General features: G+C 67.8%; 12 protein-coding genes. 8 read left to right on the top strand and 4 right to left on the bottom strand.

Annotation, left to right across the window (positions count from 1 at the left end):
* The 4 genes from UAJ10_RS06345 to UAJ10_RS06330 are packed head-to-tail and all read right to left on the bottom strand — an operon-like array spanning position 1 to position 3,628.
* Complete coding sequence (locus UAJ10_RS06345; protein ID WP_322914539.1) at positions 1-1,041, bottom strand: SIS domain-containing protein; 1,041 nt, start codon at positions 1,039-1,041, stop codon at positions 1-3.
* Complete coding sequence (locus UAJ10_RS06340) at positions 1,038-1,937, bottom strand: glucosamine kinase nucleotide-binding domain-containing protein (protein WP_322914538.1); 900 nt, start codon at positions 1,935-1,937, stop codon at positions 1,038-1,040. Before UAJ10_RS06340 ends, UAJ10_RS06345 begins: the two co-directional genes overlap by 4 nt.
* Before the next feature lie 27 nt (positions 1,938-1,964).
* Complete coding sequence (locus UAJ10_RS06335) at positions 1,965-3,260, bottom strand: sugar MFS transporter (protein WP_322914537.1); 1,296 nt, start codon at positions 3,258-3,260, stop codon at positions 1,965-1,967.
* A complete protein-coding gene (locus UAJ10_RS06330; protein WP_322914536.1) occupies positions 3,248-3,628 on the bottom strand; it encodes a hypothetical protein in 381 nt (126 codons plus the stop codon). Before UAJ10_RS06330 ends, UAJ10_RS06335 begins: the two co-directional genes overlap by 13 nt.
* Between UAJ10_RS06330 and UAJ10_RS06325 the strand changes: the two genes are divergently transcribed.
* From UAJ10_RS06325 to UAJ10_RS06290, 8 genes are all read left to right on the top strand, one after another.
* A complete protein-coding gene (locus UAJ10_RS06325) occupies positions 3,603-6,170 on the top strand; it encodes a TonB-dependent receptor (RefSeq protein WP_322914535.1) in 2,568 nt (855 codons plus the stop codon). The genes UAJ10_RS06330 and UAJ10_RS06325 overlap by 26 nt on opposite strands.
* Before the next feature lie 164 nt (positions 6,171-6,334).
* A complete protein-coding gene (locus UAJ10_RS06320) occupies positions 6,335-7,999 on the top strand; it encodes an alpha-L-fucosidase (RefSeq protein ID WP_322914534.1) in 1,665 nt (554 codons plus the stop codon).
* Between the two features lie 31 nt (positions 8,000-8,030).
* Positions 8,031-9,116 (top strand): glycosyl hydrolase family 18 protein, encoded by a 1,086-nt coding sequence (locus UAJ10_RS06315; RefSeq protein ID WP_322914533.1) that lies wholly within the window; start codon positions 8,031-8,033, stop codon positions 9,114-9,116.
* A gap of 31 nt (positions 9,117-9,147) precedes the next feature.
* Positions 9,148-11,499 (top strand): family 20 glycosylhydrolase, encoded by a 2,352-nt coding sequence (locus UAJ10_RS06310; protein WP_322914532.1) that lies wholly within the window; start codon positions 9,148-9,150, stop codon positions 11,497-11,499.
* A 32-nt stretch (positions 11,500-11,531) separates the two neighbouring features.
* The gene (locus tag UAJ10_RS06305) at positions 11,532-14,180 is read left to right on the top strand and encodes a beta-mannosidase (protein WP_322914531.1); all 2,649 of its coding nucleotides are present in this window, start codon (positions 11,532-11,534) and stop codon (positions 14,178-14,180) included.
* Positions 14,177-16,786: a glycoside hydrolase family 3 protein gene (locus UAJ10_RS06300; RefSeq protein WP_322914530.1), complete on the top strand. Its 2,610-nt coding sequence runs from the start codon at positions 14,177-14,179 to the stop codon at positions 16,784-16,786. Before UAJ10_RS06305 ends, UAJ10_RS06300 begins: the two co-directional genes overlap by 4 nt.
* 10 nt (positions 16,787-16,796) lie before the next feature.
* Entirely contained in the window at positions 16,797-18,230 is a 1,434-nt protein-coding gene (locus UAJ10_RS06295; RefSeq protein ID WP_322914529.1) for a glycoside hydrolase family 125 protein, read from the top strand.
* Positions 18,231-18,241: 11 nt separating this feature from the next.
* Complete coding sequence (locus UAJ10_RS06290; RefSeq protein WP_322914528.1) at positions 18,242-20,086, top strand: glycoside hydrolase family 35 protein; 1,845 nt, start codon at positions 18,242-18,244, stop codon at positions 20,084-20,086.
* Positions 20,087-20,130: the final 44 nt, after the last annotated feature.

Raw genomic sequence — 20,130 nt, 5'->3', positions numbered from 1 at the left:
TCACACCGTCTCCGTCACCTTGGCCAGGTTGGGGGGAACGTCGGGGTTCAGGCCCCGGTCGGTGGCGATGCGGTGGATGCCCATGTAGAAGCTTTGCACCGCCGTCAGCGGGGCCAGTTCCGCCGGCACGCCGGCCACGGCGGGCAGCGGCACCACGCCCGGAATGTCGCCGGCCGTCGACAGCACGGTGGCGCCCAGGCCGACCATGCGGCGGATGGCGTCGCTGGTGGGGGCCAGGGTCGCGTCATCCTGCGTCAGCGCCAACACGGGGAAATCCGGTCCCACCAGCGCCAGGGGGCCGTGGATGACCTCGGCCGCGCTGAAGGCGTCGGCGTGCAGGCGGCTGGTTTCCTTGCACTTGAGGGCCATTTCCTGGGCGGCGGCGGCGCCCAGCCCCCGGCCGATGATGTAAAGCCCCCGGACAGCCGCCAGGTGCGACAGGCCGGGGTACCAGTCCAGCGCCGCGGCCTTTTCCAGCCAGCGGGGGGCGTCCGCCACCGTGGCCAGCAGGGCCGGGTCCGCCTTCCAATGCGCCACCATCTGCAGGAAGGCGAACAGCGAGGTCAGGTAGGACTTGGTCGCCGCGACGCTCTTTTCCGGCCCGGCGCACAGCGGGATGGCCACGTCCACCATCTGGAACAGGGGCGAGGTCTCGTCGTTCACGAAGGCCACGGTCAGGGCGCCGCCGGCCTTGGCCGTCTCCGTCAGGCGCAACAGGTCGGGGCTGCGTCCCGATTGCGACACCGCGATGTAAAGCCCGTTCTTCAGGTGCAGGGGCGTTTGGTACAGCGACACCACGGACGGGCCGATGGAGGCCACGGGCAGGCCCAGCCGGGTTTCGATCAGGTACTTGCCGTAGGTCGCGGCGTGGTCGCTGCTGCCCCGGGCGCCGGTCACGACGAAGCGGGGGGCCAGGCGGCGCAGGCGCTCGCCCAGATCCCGGAACAAGGGCGTGCAGCGATCGATCTGCCGGCGCAGGGCGTCCGGGGTCTCGGCGGCCTCGCTCGCCATAAGGGGGGCCATCAGGGTTTCACGGGTCATGGCAGGGCGCTCTTGGCGATGGGGGTGGGAATGTTTTGGCGGGCCATCAGCAGGGCCCCTTCCAGGGCGTCGCCCTCGGGGGCGGCCAGCAGGGATCGTGCCCAGGGGCTGAGCCACGGGGTCAGCGGGGCGGACAGCCCGCCCATCAGGCACAGGTTCGGGGCGCCCAGGGCATGCAGGTGGCGGATGTAGGTCTCCAGTTCCTTGGCGGCCTTGGCGATGATGGTGCAGGCGACCACGTCGCCCTTGGCGGCGTGCGCCAGGACATCCGGGGCCAGGCGGCCATAGTCGGCGGGGCCGGCATCGTTCACCCAGGCGACGATGGCGGCGGGCGAGCCGCCCAGCCGCTGCCGGATTTGCCGGGTCAGGCCGGTTTCGGGGGCCAGGCTGTCGTGGGCGCGCAGGGCGACGCGGATGGCCTCGCGGCCGATGCTGGCGCCGCTGCCTTCGTCGGAGACCTCGAACCCCCAGCCGCCGACGGCGTGGCCTTGGCCGTTGATCAAGGCATAGCCGGCGCTGCCGGTGCCGGCGATCAGGATGGCGCCGTCCCGGCCGGAGAAGGCGCCCAGGCAGGCGGCGTGGGCGTCCGTCTCGGCGGACAGGCTGGCGAAGCCGGGCGCCGCGGCGCGGGTGCGGACACCGTCCGCCGCCGTCACGATGCCGGCTAGCCCCAGGCCGACATGCAGCCGGGGAAGTGCTGTGGCGTCCAGGCCGGCCTGCGCCAGGGCCGCCTGTATGGCCTCCATGATGCTGGCCCACGCCCGGTCAAGGCCAAGACGGATGTTGGCGGGACCGCCCAGGCCTTCACCCAGCAGCGTGCCGTCGGGGGCGCGCAGGCGGGCGCGGCATTTGGTGCCGCCGCCATCGACGCCCAGATAGTAGCGATCGGATGTCATGAGCTTTTCGAAAAGAAGCGATAAGGATCAGGCGAGGGAGGGGACGGGCGCCTTGCGGCCGACGCGATGGCCGTAGAGGGCGAAGAACAAGATGTAGAGATAGGCCGGCGCCATCAGCGCCAGGAAGACGGCCTGGAAGGGGAAATGCTGTTTCAGCTGCACGAACAGCTGGGGCAGGACGGCGCCGCCGGCGATGCCCATGACCATGAAGGCGGAGCCGATCTCCGTGTGCCGGCCCAGGCCGCGTATGCCCAGGGGGAAGATGGCGGGCCACATCATGGCGTTGGCGAAGCCCAGCGCCGCCACGCAGGCGACGGAGGCGTAGCCATGGGTGGCATAGGCCGCGAGGGTCAGCACCACGCCCAAAGCCGCGGAGAGGGCCAGATAACGCTCCTGCGACAGCACGCGGGGAATCAGCACCAGGCCGCCCAGGTAGCCCGCCAGCATGGCGGCCAGGGTGAAGGAGGTGAAGAACTTGGTTTCGTCCAACGGCAGGTCGAAGCCGTGACCGTAGGTGCCGATGGCGTCACCGGCCATGACCTCCACCCCGACATATAGGAACAGGCACAGCACGCCCAGCCACAGATGGGGAATGCGGCTCAAGGGCGGGGTGTCGCCATCCCGCGCCTCATCGCCAGCATTGGAGTCGGCCGAGATTTCCGGCAGGGAGGAACGGACGACCCAGACGGCCAGCAGGGCCAGCAACGCCGCCATGGCCAGGTAGGGCAGATGAATCTTGGCGGCGAAGGCGGACAGCAGCGCTTCCCGCGCCTCGGGCGTGGGGGCGGCCTTGACCTGCTGATCCAGGGTGTCGATGCCGCTCAGCACCAGCGCGCCGATGGCCACCGGCGCCAGCATGCCCGCCACCTTGTTGCAGATGCCCATGACGGCGATGCGCTGGGCGGCGCTGTCGATGGGACCCAGGATGCTGATGTAGGGATTGGCCGCCGTCTGCAGCAGCGACAGGCCGGCGCCGATGACGAACAGCCCGGCCAGCGCGCCGGGATAGACCCGAATCGTGGCGCATTCGCCGAAAAGCGCGGCGCCGACGGCCATGACGAACAGCCCGGCCCCCATCCCCTTCTTCATGCCCGTCCGCCGCAGCACCCAGGAGGACGGCAGGGAAAGGAACAGGTAGGACAGGTAGAAGACCATGGGAATCAGGAAGGCGTTCACGTCGTCCAGCGTGAACGCCAGCTTCACGAACGTGATCAGCGGTCCGTTCAACCAGGTGACGAAGCCGAAGATGAAGAAAAGAACCCCGATGACGACCATGGACGCGCGGTTCTGATGGGGGGAGGGGGACGGTTTCACAGGGGCCATGGGCGCCATCCTTGTCCGTGATCGTGAATGGAACGGGTGGGGGGGTCGACGTCGGGGGCGTTGTCTCCGCCCCCTCGGACCGGATGGGCCGGCCGGCCCGTATCCTGCTGGTATTCCTCACTTCCGCCATCGCCCGTTGCCCCCATCATCAGGGCAAAAGGGGAATTATGAAAGCAAATTAAAAAAAAATTGACGAGCGCGGGGCTCTGCGGCACTTTGGTTACCGCTAACACCGACTCAGTAATGCCGATACGGTTCGGATCGAAATCAAAGACATCGGCAGAGCTCAGAAAAATAAAGCGCAGCAGGGGAAACCACATCATGGGAATTAAGAAGTATGCCTTGGTTACCACCATGCTGATGGGCATGGGGGCGACATCGTTCATACCCGTCCGGGCGTACGCGGCGGATGCCAATGCTGACGACGAACTGCAAGAGATTGTCGTCACAAGTATCCGCAAGAGTTTGGAGCGCTCCATCGAGGTGAAGCGCGAGGCGAATGCTATCGTCGACGTCATTTCGGCTGAGGGCGTGGGCAAGTTCCCCGACACCAACGTGGCGGAATCCCTGTCGCACCTGCCCGGCATCAGCGTCGACCACCAGTTCGGCGAAGGCGAGAAGATCAGCATCCTGGGCACCGACCCGGCGCTGAACCGCATCCTGGTCGACGGCCAGACCATCGGCTCGGCCGACTGGGGCGGCAATCCCAACGACCCGAACAGCCGCACCTTCAACTACAGCCTGCTGTCGCCGGAAATCATCGACCAGGCCGAGGTGTACAAGTCGACGGAAGCCCGCATCGACGAAGGCAGCCTGGGCGGCACGGTCATCATCCACACCCGCAAGCCGCTGGACCTGGACGCCAACACCCTGCGCGGTTCGGTCGGCTATTCCTACAACACGCGGTCGGAGCTGGGGAATCCCCGCGGCTCGCTGCTGTACAGCTGGAAGAACCCGGCCAGCACCTTCGGTGTGATGGTTGCCGGCACCTATGACAAGCAGGACCTGTCGCGCGCCGGTATCGAGTTCTTCGGCTACCAGAAGGGCGACACCATCACCTCCAACCCCACGGTTTCGGGCAGCGGCACCCTGGCCAATTCGACCTTCCCGGCCGGCATCAACTCCGACTATTTCAAGCAGACGCGTGAACGTGAGGGCCTACAGGGCGCCATCCAGTTCCAGCCGACGGACACCATCGACCTGAACCTGTCAGGCCTGTTCATCCACGGCGTCTACAACAACTACAGCCAGGCGCGCTTCATCTATCCGGCGGCCAGCACCAACCTGTTCCAGGCAGTGACCCTGAACAACGGCCTGATCACCAGCGCCACACTGGGCGACGGCGCCTATACCGAGCTGGATACCAACTACCGCAAGACCACGGTGCAGACCGCCCGCGTGAACCTGGCCGGCACCTGGACGCCGACCAAGGATTGGAAGGTCTATACCGACGTCGGTTACACCCGCGCCTTCGGCGGCAAGGACCCGGAATACCTGCTGTCGTTCTATTCGTCGGCGCCCTACACCTTCGCCTACGACGGCACCCACACCACCGTGACCTACGCCAACGGCTCGCCGTCGGTGGAGAACATGTCCACCAACGCGGCAGGCAGCCAGGTCGGCGGCATCGCCGCCCAGCTGAACGCGGACTCCGAGGCCTACGGCCAGATGGACGTGACCCACGACATCAACTGGGGCCCCATCACCAGCGTGCAGGCCGGCGTCAAGTACACCGACCACATGAACACGGTCCGCGCCTATGGCAGCCGCACCTATTCCAACGGCAAGGTCACGCTGTCCTCGCTGGGGGCGTCCCAGGTGCCCAACGGCCTGTTCGATGGCCTGAACGCCTCGGGCGACTGGCTGAACTTCTACACCATCAGCCAGGACTCGGTGATCAACTACCTGAAGTCGTTGAACACCACCTACTATCGGGACTTCGGTTCCGAATATAAGGTCACCGAGCAGAACAGCGCCGCCTACACCCAGGTCAACTTCGCCGGCGATAAGTACCGCGGCAACGTCGGCGTGCGCTATGTGCACACCTCCGACGATATCAAGTACTGGGAGTACGACAACGGGGCCAGCGACCCGTACGGCGTGACCCAGACCAGCCGATACGGCCGCTTCCTGCCGACCTTCAACTTCGCTTACGACGTGGCGGATGACGTCATCGTTCGTTTCGGCGCGGCGAAAGTCATCGCCCGCCCCCGCTACGCCGACATGGCCGGCGCCTTCTCCAAGGATGACACGCAGCACACCGCCAGCGGCGGCAATCCGAACCTGAAGCCTTACGAGTCCAACAATTACGACGTTTCGGCCGAGTGGTACTTCAACAAGGACTCGTTGGTGTCGGGTGAGTTCTTCTTCCGGCAGATTTCATCCTACATCGTCAACACGGCGACTGACATGGTGTTGCAGGACAACACCCACGGCGGCACGGCGACCTACAGCGTGTCGACGCCGGTCAACTACTCCGACGCCAACGTGAAGGGCTTCGCCGCGATGTTCCAGACGAACATCGCCTACGGCTTCGGCGTGCAGACCAACTACACCTACTCGATCGCCGACACGGGCAGCGCCAACGTCAACATGCCCTACCTGTCACGGCACACCTTCAACTTCATCCCCTATTATGAAGAGGGGCCCATCCAGGCGCGCGTCAGCCTGGGCTGGCGGTCGCCGTACTTCACCAGCATCGGCCGGCTGGACTCGCGCAACATGGTCGACTCCTACATGCAGCTCGACTTCTCGACCACCTACAGCGTCGACGAGCACATGCAGATCACCCTGAACGCGTCCAATCTGCTGGACGAGATGTACTACTGGTACAATAATACCAAGGCTGCCCCCATCGGTTACTATAAGAACGGCAGCGTTTATTCCATCAACATGTCCTACAAGATGTAAGCCTCCCTCCCCTGGGCCGTCGCCTGGCGCTTTGGCGGCGGCCCATTCTTTTTTAAATTAAAGAATATATTTGGCAGAATAGGGCGGTTGCAAATCCACCCCTACGGCCGGGTAGCGCCACTGCCCGCCGTTTCGATTCAACTGTCCAAACCGGAGGCCAAGCCATGATCCGTCGCTCTTCACGCTTGACCGGGGGGCGCCTGATCCGGGTGTGCCTGCTGGCGACGGCACTATCCGTTCCGGCAGGGGCGGCCCTGGCAGCCAAGCAGCCCTCGGCACCCGTCACCGCCCCAACCGCCGACACCCTGTCGCCAGCGCAGATCGACCTGCAGTGGGAAAAGCGCGGCGCCAAGCATGTGTCCGACGTCGCCGCCGAGCTGAAGCAGGTGGAGCAGGGGGACGGGCAGGGGCCGTTCCGGCCGGACTGGGCCTCGCTGAAGAACTACCAGGTGCCGCAATGGTATGCGGACGCCAAGTTCGGTGTCTTCATCCATTGGGGCCTGTATTCCGTTCCCGCCTTCGGCAGCGAGTGGTACTCGCGCCTCATGTACACCAAGGGCACCAAGGAATACGAACACCACATCAAGGCCTTCGGCCCGCAGGACAAGTTCGGCTACAAGGACTTCATCCCCCTGTTCAAGGCGGAGAAGTACGATCCCCGCGCCTGGGCCGCCCTGTTCCGGGCGGCCGGTGCCCAGTACGTGGTACCGGTGGCGGAACACCACGACGGCTTCGCCCTGTACGACACCAAGCTGTCCGACTGGTCGGCGGTGCGCATGGGGCCGAAGCGCGACCTGATCGGCGACCTGGCGCGGGCGGTTCGGGCGCAGGGCCTGCACCTGGGCCTGTCGTCCCACCGGGCGGAGCATGACTGGTTCTTCGATGAGGGGCGCAAGATCCCCTCCGACGTCAACGATCCGCGCTACGCCGACTTCTACGGCCCCGCCCAGCTGCGGGTGAAGGAGAAAGGGTCGGACGACGCCGACGTGTTCGGCGACTTCACGCCGGTGTCGCAGGCATGGCTCAGCGACTGGCTGGCCCGCTCGGCGGAGCTGGTGGACCTCTACCACCCCGACCTGATCTATTTCGACTGGTGGATCGGCCACCCGACGTTCCGCGGCACGCTGCCCAAGTTCCTGGCCTATTATTACAACGCCCAGGCCAAGCTGGGCGGATCCGCCATCGTCAACTACAAGATCGGCGCCTTCCCCGAGGGCGCCGGCGTGCTGGACATCGAGCGTGGCCAGTTGCCGGGCATCCAGCCGCGCGTGTGGCAGACCTGCACCTCCATCAGCAACGACAGCTGGGGCTATGTCGAGAACGACACCTACAAGTCGCCGCAGGCGTTGATCCATCTGCTGGCCGACGTGGTGTCCAAGAACGGCAACCTGCTGCTGAACATCGGCCCCCGCGCCGATGGCAGCATTCCCCAGGGGGCGCAAGACACACTGATGGCCATGGGTGCCTGGCTGACGGTGAATGGCGAGGCCATCTACGGCACCCGGCCCTGGCGCCAGTTCGGTGAAGGCCCGACCGAGGTGGCCAGCGGCTCTTTCCAGGAAACCAAGACCAAGCCCTACACGGCCCAGGACTTCCGCTTCACCACCAAGGGCGCGGCGCTCTATGCCATCGAACTGGGCTGGCCGGCGGAGGGGGAGGCCGTGATCCATAGCCTGAAGGCGGAGGACAAGGTGAAGGCCGTGACCCTGCTGGGTGCCGGGGGCGGCACGCTGACCTTCCGCCAGGACGCCGACGGTCTGCGCCTGACCCTGCCCCAACGGCCGGCGGGCGCCGTCGCCGCCTACGTCTACCGCATCGAGATGCAGTGAGCGGCGCCAAAGCCGCCTTGAAGGAGATGTCATGAAACGACTGTTGGGAACGCTGGCCGTTGGCCTGTCCATGATGGCCATGGCCTGCACCTCTTCCGTGGCGCTCGCCGCTGGGGCATCCACGGGGAAGGCGCCAACGGCGCTGTTCTATATGATGGAAACCCAGAAATCGATTAACTCGTTCGAGCAGCACATCGACAAGATCGACCTGCTGGTGCCCACCTGGTACGGCGTCGACCAGAACGGCCTGCTGTATGGCCAGCCCAACCCCTATGTGCTGAAGCTGGCGCACGAGAACAAGGTGCCGGTCATGCCCATCGTCTCGCCGGTGGACAAGCAGAAGTTCCATGAGCTGATCACGAACGAGACGGCCAAGAAGGCCATGATCGGGTCGCTGGTGCAGCAGGCCAAGGAGCACGGCCTGGTGGGCTACCAGTTCGATTTCGAGAACATCGCCTGGACCGACCGCGACGCCTTCACCCTGCTGATCAAGCAGACGGCGACCGCCCTGCACGGCGCCGGCCTGAAACTGTCCATCGCCGTGGTGCCCAACGCCCCGGGACATGCCGGCCGCGGGCCGTTTTCCAAGTGGATGTGGGAATTCTGGCGCGGCGCCTTCGACTACAAGGCCATCGCCGACGCGGTCGACCTGTTCTGCCTGATGACCTATGACGAGCACACGCGCTGGACCGTGCCCGGCCCCGTGGCCGGCATGCCGTGGGTGATGGAGCATCTGAAGTACGCGCTGCAGTTCATCCCCAAGGACAAGCTGTCGCTGGGCATCCCGCTCTACGGCTACCGCTGGTACGCCGACAATCCGGTGAAGCCGGACGGGACCGAGGCGTCCAACATCGCCGGCGCCTATTTCGACGCCGACGAGTCCATTCCGCTGGCCAAGCAGTACGGCGCGCAGATCCAGTGGGATCCGGTGGAGCACGAGGCGTTCTACTACTTCTACCGCGACCAGATGCGTGAGTGGGTGTTCATGCCCGAGGCCCGCAGTTTCCATGACCGGTACGCGCTGGTGAAGGAATACGGCCTGGAGGGCTTCTGCTCCTGGGTCCTGGGCTCGGAAGATCCCAAGGTCTGGGACGAGTTGCCCAAAGCGCAGCGCTGAAAGCAGAAACGAGGCTGAGGGGACTGGGTTAATGGGGATGGGGCCGATGGGGATGGGAATTAGGGCCGTTTTGGGGGCTTTGGCCGTGGCGATGGTGGTGGCGGGCAGTGCCGCCGCCGGGTCGGGTCCGGTGTCCCCGTCCCCTGGAGTGACGCCCACCCTCATTCCCGTGCCGGCCGAGTTCCAGACAGGACAAGGAGCCTTTATGCTAAACGCCGGCGCCGGCATCGCCGTGCCGGCTGGCGACGCCCAGGCGCGCCAGGCGGCCACGCTGCTGGCCGATATGGTGGGGCGGGTGCGGGGCCTGACCTTGGAGGTGCGGGACGGCGGGGCTGCCGCCATCACCCTGGCCCTGGATGCCGCCGCCCCGGTGGCCCAGGCCGAAGGCTACACCCTGACGGTGACGCCGCAGGGCATCCGCGTCGCGGCACGGGATGAGGCCGGCCTGTTCTATGGCGCCATGAGCCTGGCCCAGCTGCTGACCCCGGAGGGATATGGGCAGGGCCCGGTTACCGTGGCGGCGCAGGAGATACGGGACTGGCCGCGTTTTTCCTGGCGCGGCCTGATGCTGGACGTGGCCCGCCATTTCCAGCCCCTGGACAGCGTCAAGGGCCTGGTCGACCAGATGGCGGCGCACAAGCTGAACCGCCTGCACCTGCACCTGACGGACGACCAGGGCTGGCGGCTGGAGATCAAGCATTACCCTGACCTGACCAAGGTGGGCGCCTGGCGCACGCCGCCCGGCGCGGGCGGGAACGACTCTCCGAGCCAGCGCTACGGCGGCTTTTACACCCAGGACCAGATCCGCGACCTGGTGGCCTATGCCGCCGCCCGGCATGTCACCATCGTGCCGGAGATCGACATGCCCGGCCACGGCCAGGCGGTCATGGCGGCCTATCCCAAGATCGGCGTCACCGGCGCGCGGCCCCCGGTGGCGGTGGACTGGGGCGTGAACCCCTATCTGTTCAACGTCGATGAGGCCAGCTTCACCTTCATCCAGACCGTGCTGGACGAGGTGATGGCGCTGTTCCCTTCCACCTACATCCACGTCGGCGGGGATGAGGCGCTGAAGGATGAGTGGAAGGCGTCACCCCAGGTGCAGGCGCGCATGCGGGCCCTGGGCCTTAAGGATGAGAACGCGCTGCAGACCTGGTTCATCGAGCGCGTGGGCCAGTATCTGGCGGCCCACGGCCGGCGCATGATCGGCTGGGACGAGATTTTGGAAGGCGGCATCCCGCCCACGGCCACCATCATGTCCTGGCGCGGCACCAAGGGTGCCGTGGACGCCGCGCGCATGAACCACGACGTGATCCTGTCGCCGGCGCCGACGCTGTACCTGGACAGCCTGCAAAGTCGCCGGAACGATGAGCCGTCCGGCCGCCTGGCCATCGTCACCCTGGCGGATATCTACGCCTACGACGCCCTGCCGGCGGAACTGGATGCGGAGCAGGCACGCCATGTGCTAGGCGGCCAGGGCAATCTCTGGACGGAATACATGATGACGCCGTGGCATGTGACCCATGCCATCTATCCCCGCATCGATGCCCTGGCGGAGGGGCTGTGGTCGCCCAAGGACCGGCGCGACTGGCGTGGTTTCCTGGGGCGCCTGCCGGCGCAGCTGGCCCGCTACCGCCACCTGGGCGTGGACGCGGCCGACAGCGCCTTCGCCGTCGATTTCACGGTGGAGGGCGGGCCCAACGCGGCCCTCGCCGCCGGCGCCGCCACGGTGGCCCTGTCCAACCAGGCCGGCTTCGGCACCATCCGCTACACCACCGACGGCAGCGCGCCGACCCCGGCGTCCCCCCGGTACGAGGCGCCGCTGCGCCTGACCCCGCCGGCCATCCTGAACGCGGCCGTGTTCAGCGAGGCCGGCCAGATGCTGGCCGCCCCCCGCCGGTACGACCTCTCCACCGGGGCGCTGCGCACGCGGCAGAGCGGGGAGCTGGCGGCCTGCCCCGAGGGCGAAATGGGCCTGCGCATTCCCCTGACACCGGACGCGGCCACCCGCGGCCCCGTGTTCAACGTCAACCTGTTCGACGCCTGCTGGGTCTATCCCAAGGCCCGGCTGAATGGCGTCACCGCGCTGACGGTTCAGGCCGCGCGCCTGCCGCGCAACTACGGCCTGGCCCACGACGCCGTCAAGGTCCGCAGCCATCCCGCGACCACGCCCAATGGCGAACTGGTGGTGCGGGTGGACGGTTGCGACGGGCCGGTGGCCGCCACCGTGCCGCTACCGTCGCCGGCCAAGGCGCCCGTGCAGTTCCCCCTGACCGCCCCTTTGCCGGTGGCGACGGGGGAGCATGATCTATGCCTGACGTACACGGCGTCTATCCATGGTCCGCTATATGCCATCGGAAGTGTCAGCCTGCAGGCCGAACCATGACTAAGCTGATGCCGCACCAGAGGAAATTTTCCATGCCGCGCGCCCTGAACCGTTCCTTGCCCCTGGCGTTCGCCCTGGCGCTGATGGCGCCTGGCCTGGCTGACGCGGCACCCGTGGTGCGGGACCTGGACCAGGGCTGGACCTTCCGCCTGGCGCCGCAGGATCCCGCCGCCAAAACCCATGGTGAAGAGACGCACTGGCGGGCGGCCACGGTGCCCGGCGCGGTGCAAACCGACCTGTTGGCCCTGGGCCGCATCGCCGACCCGTTCTATCGCGACGCGGAGGCCGGCCTGCAATGGATTGGCCTGGCCGATTGGGACTATCGCGCCACCCTGGCGGTGGATGAGGCGACGCTGCGCCATGACCACGTCGACCTGGTGTTCGAGGGGCTGGACACCTTCGCCGACGTCAGCGTGAACGGCAAACCGCTGCTGTCGGCCGACAACATGTTCCGCCGCTGGCGCGTGCCGGTGAAGCAGGCGTTGCGCCCTGGCGCCAACACCCTGTCGGTGGCGCTGCACTCCCCCATCGCCAAGCTGCAGCCCTGGCTGCTGAAGCAGCCCTATGCCCTGCCGGGTGAGTTCGACAGCGCTTTCGGCGATGAGCCGGCGGGCAAGCAGACCTCCAACTACGTGCGCAAGGCCAACTACCAGTATGGCTGGGACTGGGGTCCCCGTTACGTCACCCTGGGTATCTGGCGGCCGGTGCGGCTGGAGGCCTGGGACGGCCCCCGCCTGGCCGATTTCCACATCGATCAACAGAAGGTGGGGACCGAGGCGGCGTCGGTGCGGGCGGAGTTCGAGATCACCGCCGACCGGCCGGGAACCGTACGCGTGACGGTCACCCCCACCGCCCCGGATGGCACGGCGCTGCCCGCCGTCACTCAGGACGTGGCGCTGGACGCCGGGACCAACCAGGTCAGCCTGCCGGTGCGCATCGACCATCCCCACCTGTGGTATCCGGTGGGTTACGGCGCGCCCGACCTCTACACCTTCAAGGCGACCATCAACGACGGCGCCGCCGTCGTGGCCACCGCGGCGCGGCGCACCGGCCTGCGCCAGGTGGAACTGCGCCGCGCGCCCGACCAGTGGGGCAAGAGCTTCGAGTTCGTGGTGAACGGCATCCCCGTCTTCGCCAAGGGCGCCAACCTCATCCCCATGGACAGCTTCCCCAGCCGGGTGCCGGCGGATACCGCGCGCGCCCTGCTGCAATCCGCCCGCGACGCCAACATGAACATGCTGCGCATGTGGGGGGGTGGCCACTACCAGGACGACGCCTTCTACGACCTGGCGGACGAGATGGGCATCATGGTGTGGCAGGACTTCATGTTCGGCGGCGCCATCACCCCCTATGACGTGGCCTTCCGCGAGAGCAGCCGGGCCGAGGCGGTGGACCAGGTGAAGCGTCTGCGCGACCACCCCAGCATCGTCCTGTGGTGCGGCAACAACGAGGTGCAGACCGGCTGGGAATCCTGGCCCGACCGCCAGACGTTCAAGGACAGCATCGCGCCGGCGGAGCGGGAGCGCATCGTCACCGGCATGACCGTGCTGTTCGGCGATGTGCTGCGCGGCGTGGTGGCCAAGTACGCCGGTGGCGTGCCCTATTGGGCCAGCACCCCCAGCACCGACTTCGATGGCCCCGCCGACCAGATGGACGACGGCGACAAGCATTACTGGAAGGTGTGGTCGGGTTCCGCCCCGCTGGAGGATTACCTGGACACCACGCCGCGTTTCCAGTCCGAGTACGGCCTGCAATCATTCCCGGTGATGCGGACCGTGCGCGCCTTCGCCAATGCCGAGGATTTGGCCAGCCCGAATTCGCCTGTCATGCGGGCGCACCAGAAATTCGCCAATGGCAACGGCAACGACCGCCTGCTGTTCTACATCCGCAAATACTATGGCGAGCCCAAGGACTTCGCCGCCTTCGTCTATCTCAGCCAAGTGATGCAGGCGGAGGGCATCCAGATGGCGGCGGAACATCTGCGCGCCTCCCGCCCCCACAGCATGGGGTCGCTGTACTGGCAGCTGAACGACGTTTGGCCCGGCGCCTCCTGGTCCAGCATCGACTACTTCGGCCGGTGGAAGGCGCTGCAGTTCCATGCCCGCCGCTTCTACGCCCCGCTGCTGGCGGCGGCCCAGCGGCATAACGGCAAGACCGACATCCACCTGGTGTCGGACCTGATCGCCCCGGTGGCGGGGCAATGGCGCCTGCGGGTGATGGACATGGACGGCACCGTCCGGCAGGAGCGCACGACGCCCGTCACCCTGGCGCCGCTGTCCAGCATGGATGTCGGCTCCTTCGAGGATGCCGCCCTGCTGAAGGGGGCGGATCCGAAGCGCACGGTGGCCGTGGTGGAACTGCTGCAGGGCGGGCAGCCGGTGTCGCGTGAACTGGTCTATTTCGCCGACGCGGTGGATCTGGCCCTGCCGGATCCGGGCCTGACGGCCGAGTTGCACCCCGCCGCCGACGGCTACACCCTGACGGTCACGGCGCAGCGGCTGGCCCGGGGCGTGTGGATGGAGTTCGGCGATCAGGACGCCACCCTGTCGGACAACGCCATCGACCTGCTGCCGGGCCAGACGGTGACGCTGGCCGTGCGCAGCGCGGCCGACATCGCCGCCCTGCGCCAAGCCCTGTCCGTACGCTCACTGGCCGGCGCCACCAAGGGGACGCGGTCGTGAGGCGGGTTCTTGCGCTGGGGGCGGCCCTGCTGTCCCTGGTGTTGCCCGCCGGGGCCTGGTCGCAAACCGGCGATGCCGACGCCCTGGTCAACCGCATGACCCTGGCGGAGAAGATCGGCCAGATCCAGAGCGCCGCGCCGGCCATTCCGCGCCTGGGGCTGCCGGCCTACGAATGGTGGAACGAAGGGTTGCATGGCATCGCCCGAGCCGGCTACGCCACCGTCTTTCCCCAGGCCATAGGCTTGGCCGCCACCTGGGACACGGACCTGCTGCGCCGGGTGGGTGACGCCGTTTCCACCGAGGCGCGGGCCAAGTACAACGCCGCCGGGCCCAAGGCCGACCATGACCGCTACCAGGGCCTGACCATCTGGTCGCCCAACATCAACATCTTCCGCGACCCGCGCTGGGGCCGGGGGCAGGAGACCTATGGTGAGGATCCCTACCTGACCGGCCGCCTGGCCGTGGCCTTCATCCAAGGCATCCAGGGACCGGATCCGGCCCATCCCAAGGCCATCGCCACCGCCAAGCATTTCGTCGTGCACAGCGGGCCGGAGGCCGGGCGCCACGCCTTCGACGTGGACGTGTCGCCGCATGACCTTGAGGCGACCTACCTGCCGGCCTTCCGCGCCGCCGTCACGGAAGGGCAGGTGGGCTCCGTCATGTGCGCCTACAACGCCCTGCACGGCACCCCGGTGTGCGCGGATCCGGAACTGCTGAACGGCCGGCTGCGGCGGGATTGGGGATTCAAGGGCTATGTCGTGTCCGACTGCGACGCGGTGGACGACATGACCCGCTTCCACCATTACCGCGCCGGTAACGCCGGCTCGGCCGCCGCCGCGCTGCTGGCGGGCACCGACCTCAACTGTGGTGGCGGCGGCCGCTACGCCTATGCCGACCTGGGCGCCGCCGTCAGCCAGCACCTGGTGACCGAGGGGGCCTTGGACCAGGCGGCGCGGCGCGTCATGGCCGCCCGCGCGCGGCTGGGCGCCTTCGCCGCCGCCGACCCTTACGCCGACGTCGGGGCGGAACGCATCGACGATGTGAACGCCCGCGCCCTGGCGCTGGAGGCGGCGCGTAAGTCCATCGTGCTGCTGAAGAACCGCAACAACGCGCTGCCGTTGGCCCCCGGATCCAACTTGGCCGTGGTCGGCCCCAACGCCGACGCGCTGGGCGTGCTGGAGGCCAACTACCACGGCACCGCGGTGCAGGCCTACACACCCCTGGCGGCGCTGCGCATGGCCCCGGGCGTTGGCACCGTCCGCTACGCCCAGGGGTCGAGCCTGGCGGAAGGCGTGCCCGTGCTTGTGCCGGAGACGGCGCTGAAGACGGGGGCGGGCAGCGGGGCGGAGGCCGGCCTGACCGGCGACTATTTCGACAGCCTGGATTTCAGCGGCGAACCGCGCCTGACCCGCACCGACCGCACCGTCGATTTCGACTGGGACAAGGTGCCGCCGGTCCCCGGTATGGACGCGCGCCGCTACGCCGTGCGCTGGACCGGCCTGCTGGTGCCGCCGGGGCCGGGTGACTACACCCTGGCGGTGCGGGTGGACCGTTGCTTCGACTGCCAGGGCCATGACCCCGTGCGCCTGTACCTGGACGGCCGGCTGGTGCTGGACGATCCCGGCACGGGCAAGGACGGCGACCTGATGGTGCCCCTGCATGTCGAGGGCAGCAGCCCCCACCGCCTGCGCTTGGAGCTGGTGCACAGCGGCCAGGACCAGGGCGTGCGCCTGATGTGGCTGGCCCCGGCGGAGGTGCAGCGGGCGGAAGCCGTGGCCGCCACCAAGGGCGCGGACGCCATCATCGCCTTCGTCGGCCTGTCGCCGGACGTGGAGGGGGAGGAGCTGGGCATCGCCGTGCCGGGCTTCGACGGCGGCGACCGTACCGACATCGGACTGCCCCTGCCGCAGCGCCAGTTGCTGGAGGCCCTGGCCGCGACCGGCAAGCCCCTGGTGGTGGTGCTGATGTCCGGCAGCGCCGTGGCCCTGACCTGGGCGCAGGACCATGCCGACGCGGTGCTGGCCGCCTGGTATCCCGGGGAGCGGGGCGGCCGAGCCCTGGCCGAGACGCTGACCGGCAGCAACAACCCGTCCGGCCGCCTGCCGGTGACCTTCTACCGCTCCGTCCGCGACCTGCCGCCTTTCGTCGACTATGCCATGGCCGGACGCACCTACCGTTATTTCGAGGGCACGCCGCTGTACCCCTTCGGCTTCGGCCTCAGCTACACCCGCTACACCTACGAAGACCTGTCCCTGTCCGCTGCCCAGGTGCCGGCCGGCCAGCCGCTGACGGCCAGCGTGACCATCAGAAACGTGGGCGACCATCCGGGTGAGGAGGTGGCGCAGCTGTACGTCACGCCGCCGTCCGGCCCCCTGGCGCCACGCCGCCTGCTGGCCGGGTTCCAGCGGGTGCACCTGGAACCGGGGGAGAGCAAGCGGGTGACCTTCCAGGTGGACCCCCGTGACCTCAGCGGCGTGGACGCCGCCGGCAATCGCGCGGTGGAGGCCGGGCGCTATCAGCTCTTCGCCGGTGGCGGCCAGCCGGACTTCACCGCAGGGGTGGAGAAGACGGTGGACATCCAGGGCCGCCAGGTCTTGCCGAAATGAGGAAGGTCTGATGATCAGCCGTCGTGACACGTTGTGGGGTCTGGCGGGCGGCGTTCTGGCCGGGACCCTGCCGGCTGCGCCGGCCCGTGCGACGACCCGTGCCAGCCGGCGCCCGCCCCCGGCGCAGCGCAAGGTGTCCAGCCCGGCGGTGGAGCGGGAACTGGCGCGGGTGAAGGCCGCCATTGCGGATCCGGATCTCGCCTGGCTGTTCGAGAATTGCTTCCCCAACACCCTGGACACGACGGTGGAGCTGGGGCGGCTGGACGGCAAGGCCGACAGCTTCGTCATCACCGGCGACATCGAATGCCTGTGGCTGCGCGACAGCTCCGCCCAGGTCTGGCCCTACCTGCCGTTGGCCAAGAACGATGCCGTGCTGCGCCAGGTGTTCCACGGCCTGATCCATCGTCAGGCGCGCTGCATCCTGATCGACCCCTACGCCAACGCCTTCCTACCGGATCCCAAGGCCACCACGCCCAACAAGTGGGCGGTGGGCGATCTGACGGACATGAAGCCCGGCGTGGCGGAGCGGAAGTGGGAAATCGACAGCCTGTGCTATCCCATCCGACTGGCCCATGGCTATTGGCGGGCCACCGGCGATCTGGCGCCGTTCGATGAGGAATGGCGGGCGGCGATGCGCCTGGTGGTCGCCACCCTGCGCCAGCAGCAGCGCAAGGACGGCCCCGGCCCCTATCGCTTCCAGCGCAAGGCGGAAACGCCGACGGAGACGCTGGCGCTGGACGGCTACGGCTTCCCCACGCGCAAGGTGGGCCTGATCCACGCCATGTTCCGCCCCTCGGACGACGCCTGCCTGTACGCCTTCAACATCCCGGGCAACCTGTTCGCGGTCACGGCCCTTCGGCTTCTGGCGCCGCTGTGGCGGGCGGTGGGCGGGGAGGAGGCGCTGGCCCAGGACGCGCTGACCCTGGCGGCGGAGGTGGAGATGGCGGTGCGGGCCCATGGACGCATGACCGACGCGACCGGCCAGGACATCTGGGCCTATGAGGTCGACGGCTTCGGCAACCGCCTGTTTATGGACGATGCCAACGTGCCCAGCCTGCTGGGCCTGCCCTATCTGGGCTGCTGCGCCGCCGACGATCCCCTCTACCGCCGCACCCGGGCGCGGGTGTGGAGCGCCGACAACCCCTATTTCTTCCAGGGCAAGGCGGCCGAGGGCATCGGCGGCCCGCATGAGGGCCTGCGCATGATTTGGCCCATGGCCATCATCGTCCGCGCCCTGACCAGCGACGATGATGCGGAGATCCGCCAGTGCCTGGCCTGGCTGAAGACGACGCACGCCGGCACCGGCTTCATGCACGAGGCCTTCGACCAGGACGACCCCACCCATTTCACCCGTTCCTGGTTCGCCTGGGCCAACACCCTGTTCGGCGAATTGATGATCGACCTGCTGGCCCGCAAGCCGGCGCTGTTGCGCACACCCGCATGAACCGGACCGCCATGATTCCTCGCAGAACCTTCCTGGCCGGCGCCGCCGGTCTCACCGCCGGCGCCATGGTCCCCTTCACCGCCGCGCGGGCCGGCAGCAGCCGCTTCACCACCGCGGGCGACCACTTCCTGTTGGATGGCCAGCCCCTGCAGATCCTGGCCGGCGAACTGCACTACCCCCGCATCGCCCGTGCGGACTGGCGTGACCGTTTGCGCAAGCTGAAGAGCCTGGGGCTGAACACGCTCAGCGCTTATGTCTTCTGGAACGCCCATGAAAAGGCGCCGGGGCGGTATGACTTCACCGGCAACCTGGACCTGTCCGCCTGGCTAGCCCTGGCGCAGGAGGAGGGCCTGCACGTCCTGCTGCGGGTCGGGCCCTACGCCTGCGCGGAATGGGATGGCGGCGCGCTGCCGGCCTGGGTTTTCCCCGATGAGAGCGTCAAGGCGCGGTCGCTGGATCCCACCTATATGGACCTGTCCGGCCGCTGGCTGAAGCGGCTGGGCCAGGAGGTCGCCCACCTGGAGATCGACAAGGGCGGGCCGGTCCTGATGACCCAGGTGGAGAATGAATACGGCTCCTTCGGGCAGGACCGCGCCTATATGGAGGCGGTGCGCGACCAGATCCGGTCGGCGGGCTTCGACGGGCCGCTCTACACCGTCGATGGCGCGGCGGTCATCGAGAAGGGCGCCCTTCCATCGCTGATCAACGGCATCAATTTCGGCACGACGGACAAGGCGGAAGAAGAGTTCAAGCGCTACGCCGCGTTCAAGCCGTCCGGCCCGCGCATCTGCACCGAACTCTGGGGCGGATGGTTCGATCATTTCGGCGAGGTGCATGCCGCGATGCCGGCGCCGCCCTTGCTGGACAGCCTGAAATGGATGCTGGACCGCCAGATCTCGGTCAGTTTCTACATGGCGCATGGCGGCACGTCGTTCGGGTTCGATGCCGGCGCCAACTTCGACCGCAAGACCGAAACCTATCAGCCCGACATCTCCAGCTACGACTATGACGCCCTGCTCGATGAGGCCGGACGCCCCACGCCGAAGTTCAGCGCGGTGCTGGAAGTGATGAAGCGCTATCTGCCGGCGGAGCGGTTCGCCCCCCTGCCGGCGCCGCAAAAGGCCCTGGAGATCCCCCGCTTCCGGCTGACCGAGACGGCGGCGGTCACGCCCCTGTTCGGACGGCCAGTGGAGGCGCCCGCCCCCCGGACGCTGGAATCGCTGGGCCAAAGCTATGGCCTCATGCGCTATCGCCACCGGTTCGCCAAGGCGGCCAAGGGCGTCCTGCGCATCGGCGAGGTGCGCGATTACGCCGTGGTGTCGGTCAACGGGCGCCGCGTGGGCGTGCTGGACCGGCGCCTGAACGAACGGGAAATCGCCCTGTCCGCCCAGGCGGGGGACAGCCTGGAGATCCTGGTCGACACCATGGGGCACGTCAATTACGGCGAGCGTATCGGCCGGGACCAGAAGGGCCTCATCGGCGGGGTGACGCTGGATGGCCAGCCCTTGCAGGGCTGGACCCACGAGGGACTGCCGCTGGACGACCTGGGTGGCCTGGCGTTCCAGGCTGGCCAGGGCGACGGCCCCGCGTTCCATCGGGGCACGTTCGAGCTCAAGGAAGCCGGCTACACCTTCCTGGACATGCGCGGCTGGGGCAAAGGCTACGCCTGGGTCAACGGCCACAATCTCGGCCGCCACTGGTCGGTGGGCCCACAGCGCACCCTGTTCGTGCCGGAAAGCTTCCTCAAGGTCGGAATGAACGAGGTCGTCGTTTTCGACCTGCATCCGGTCCAGGACACCAGCCTGGCCGGCGGCCGGGCGCAGATTTGGGACCTGCCGGGACAGGTCAAGGAATAGGGATCCACGCAATAAGCCCGCCGTCTCCTTTGGGGGAGGGCGTC

Source organism: Nitrospirillum guaranorum (genome assembly GCF_034653275.1).
Lineage (GTDB): Bacteria > Pseudomonadota > Alphaproteobacteria > Azospirillales > Azospirillaceae > Nitrospirillum.
Note: the sequence above shows the minus strand (reverse complement) of the source record. Positions and strands in the feature narration are given on the sequence as shown.

Bases quoted from the DNA above. Each gene is read 5' to 3' on its own strand.
- UAJ10_RS06345 (WP_322914539.1), bottom strand. From the start codon at position 1,041: ATGACCCGTGAAACCCTGATGGCCCCCCTTATGGCGAGCGAGGCCGCC.
- UAJ10_RS06340 (WP_322914538.1), bottom strand. From the start codon at position 1,937: ATGACATCCGATCGCTACTATCTGGGCGTCGATGGCGGCGGCACCAAA.
- UAJ10_RS06335 (WP_322914537.1), bottom strand. From the start codon at position 3,260: ATGGCCCCTGTGAAACCGTCCCCCTCCCCCCATCAGAACCGCGCGTCC.
- UAJ10_RS06330 (WP_322914536.1), bottom strand. From the start codon at position 3,628: ATGCCCATCAGCATGGTGGTAACCAAGGCATACTTCTTAATTCCCATG.
- UAJ10_RS06320 (WP_322914534.1), top strand. From the start codon at position 6,335: ATGATCCGTCGCTCTTCACGCTTGACCGGGGGGCGCCTGATCCGGGTG.
- UAJ10_RS06315 (WP_322914533.1), top strand. From the start codon at position 8,031: ATGAAACGACTGTTGGGAACGCTGGCCGTTGGCCTGTCCATGATGGCC.
- UAJ10_RS06310 (WP_322914532.1), top strand. From the start codon at position 9,148: ATGGGGATGGGGCCGATGGGGATGGGAATTAGGGCCGTTTTGGGGGCT.
- UAJ10_RS06305 (WP_322914531.1), top strand. From the start codon at position 11,532: ATGCCGCGCGCCCTGAACCGTTCCTTGCCCCTGGCGTTCGCCCTGGCG.
- UAJ10_RS06295 (WP_322914529.1), top strand. From the start codon at position 16,797: ATGATCAGCCGTCGTGACACGTTGTGGGGTCTGGCGGGCGGCGTTCTG.
- UAJ10_RS06290 (WP_322914528.1), top strand. From the start codon at position 18,242: ATGATTCCTCGCAGAACCTTCCTGGCCGGCGCCGCCGGTCTCACCGCC.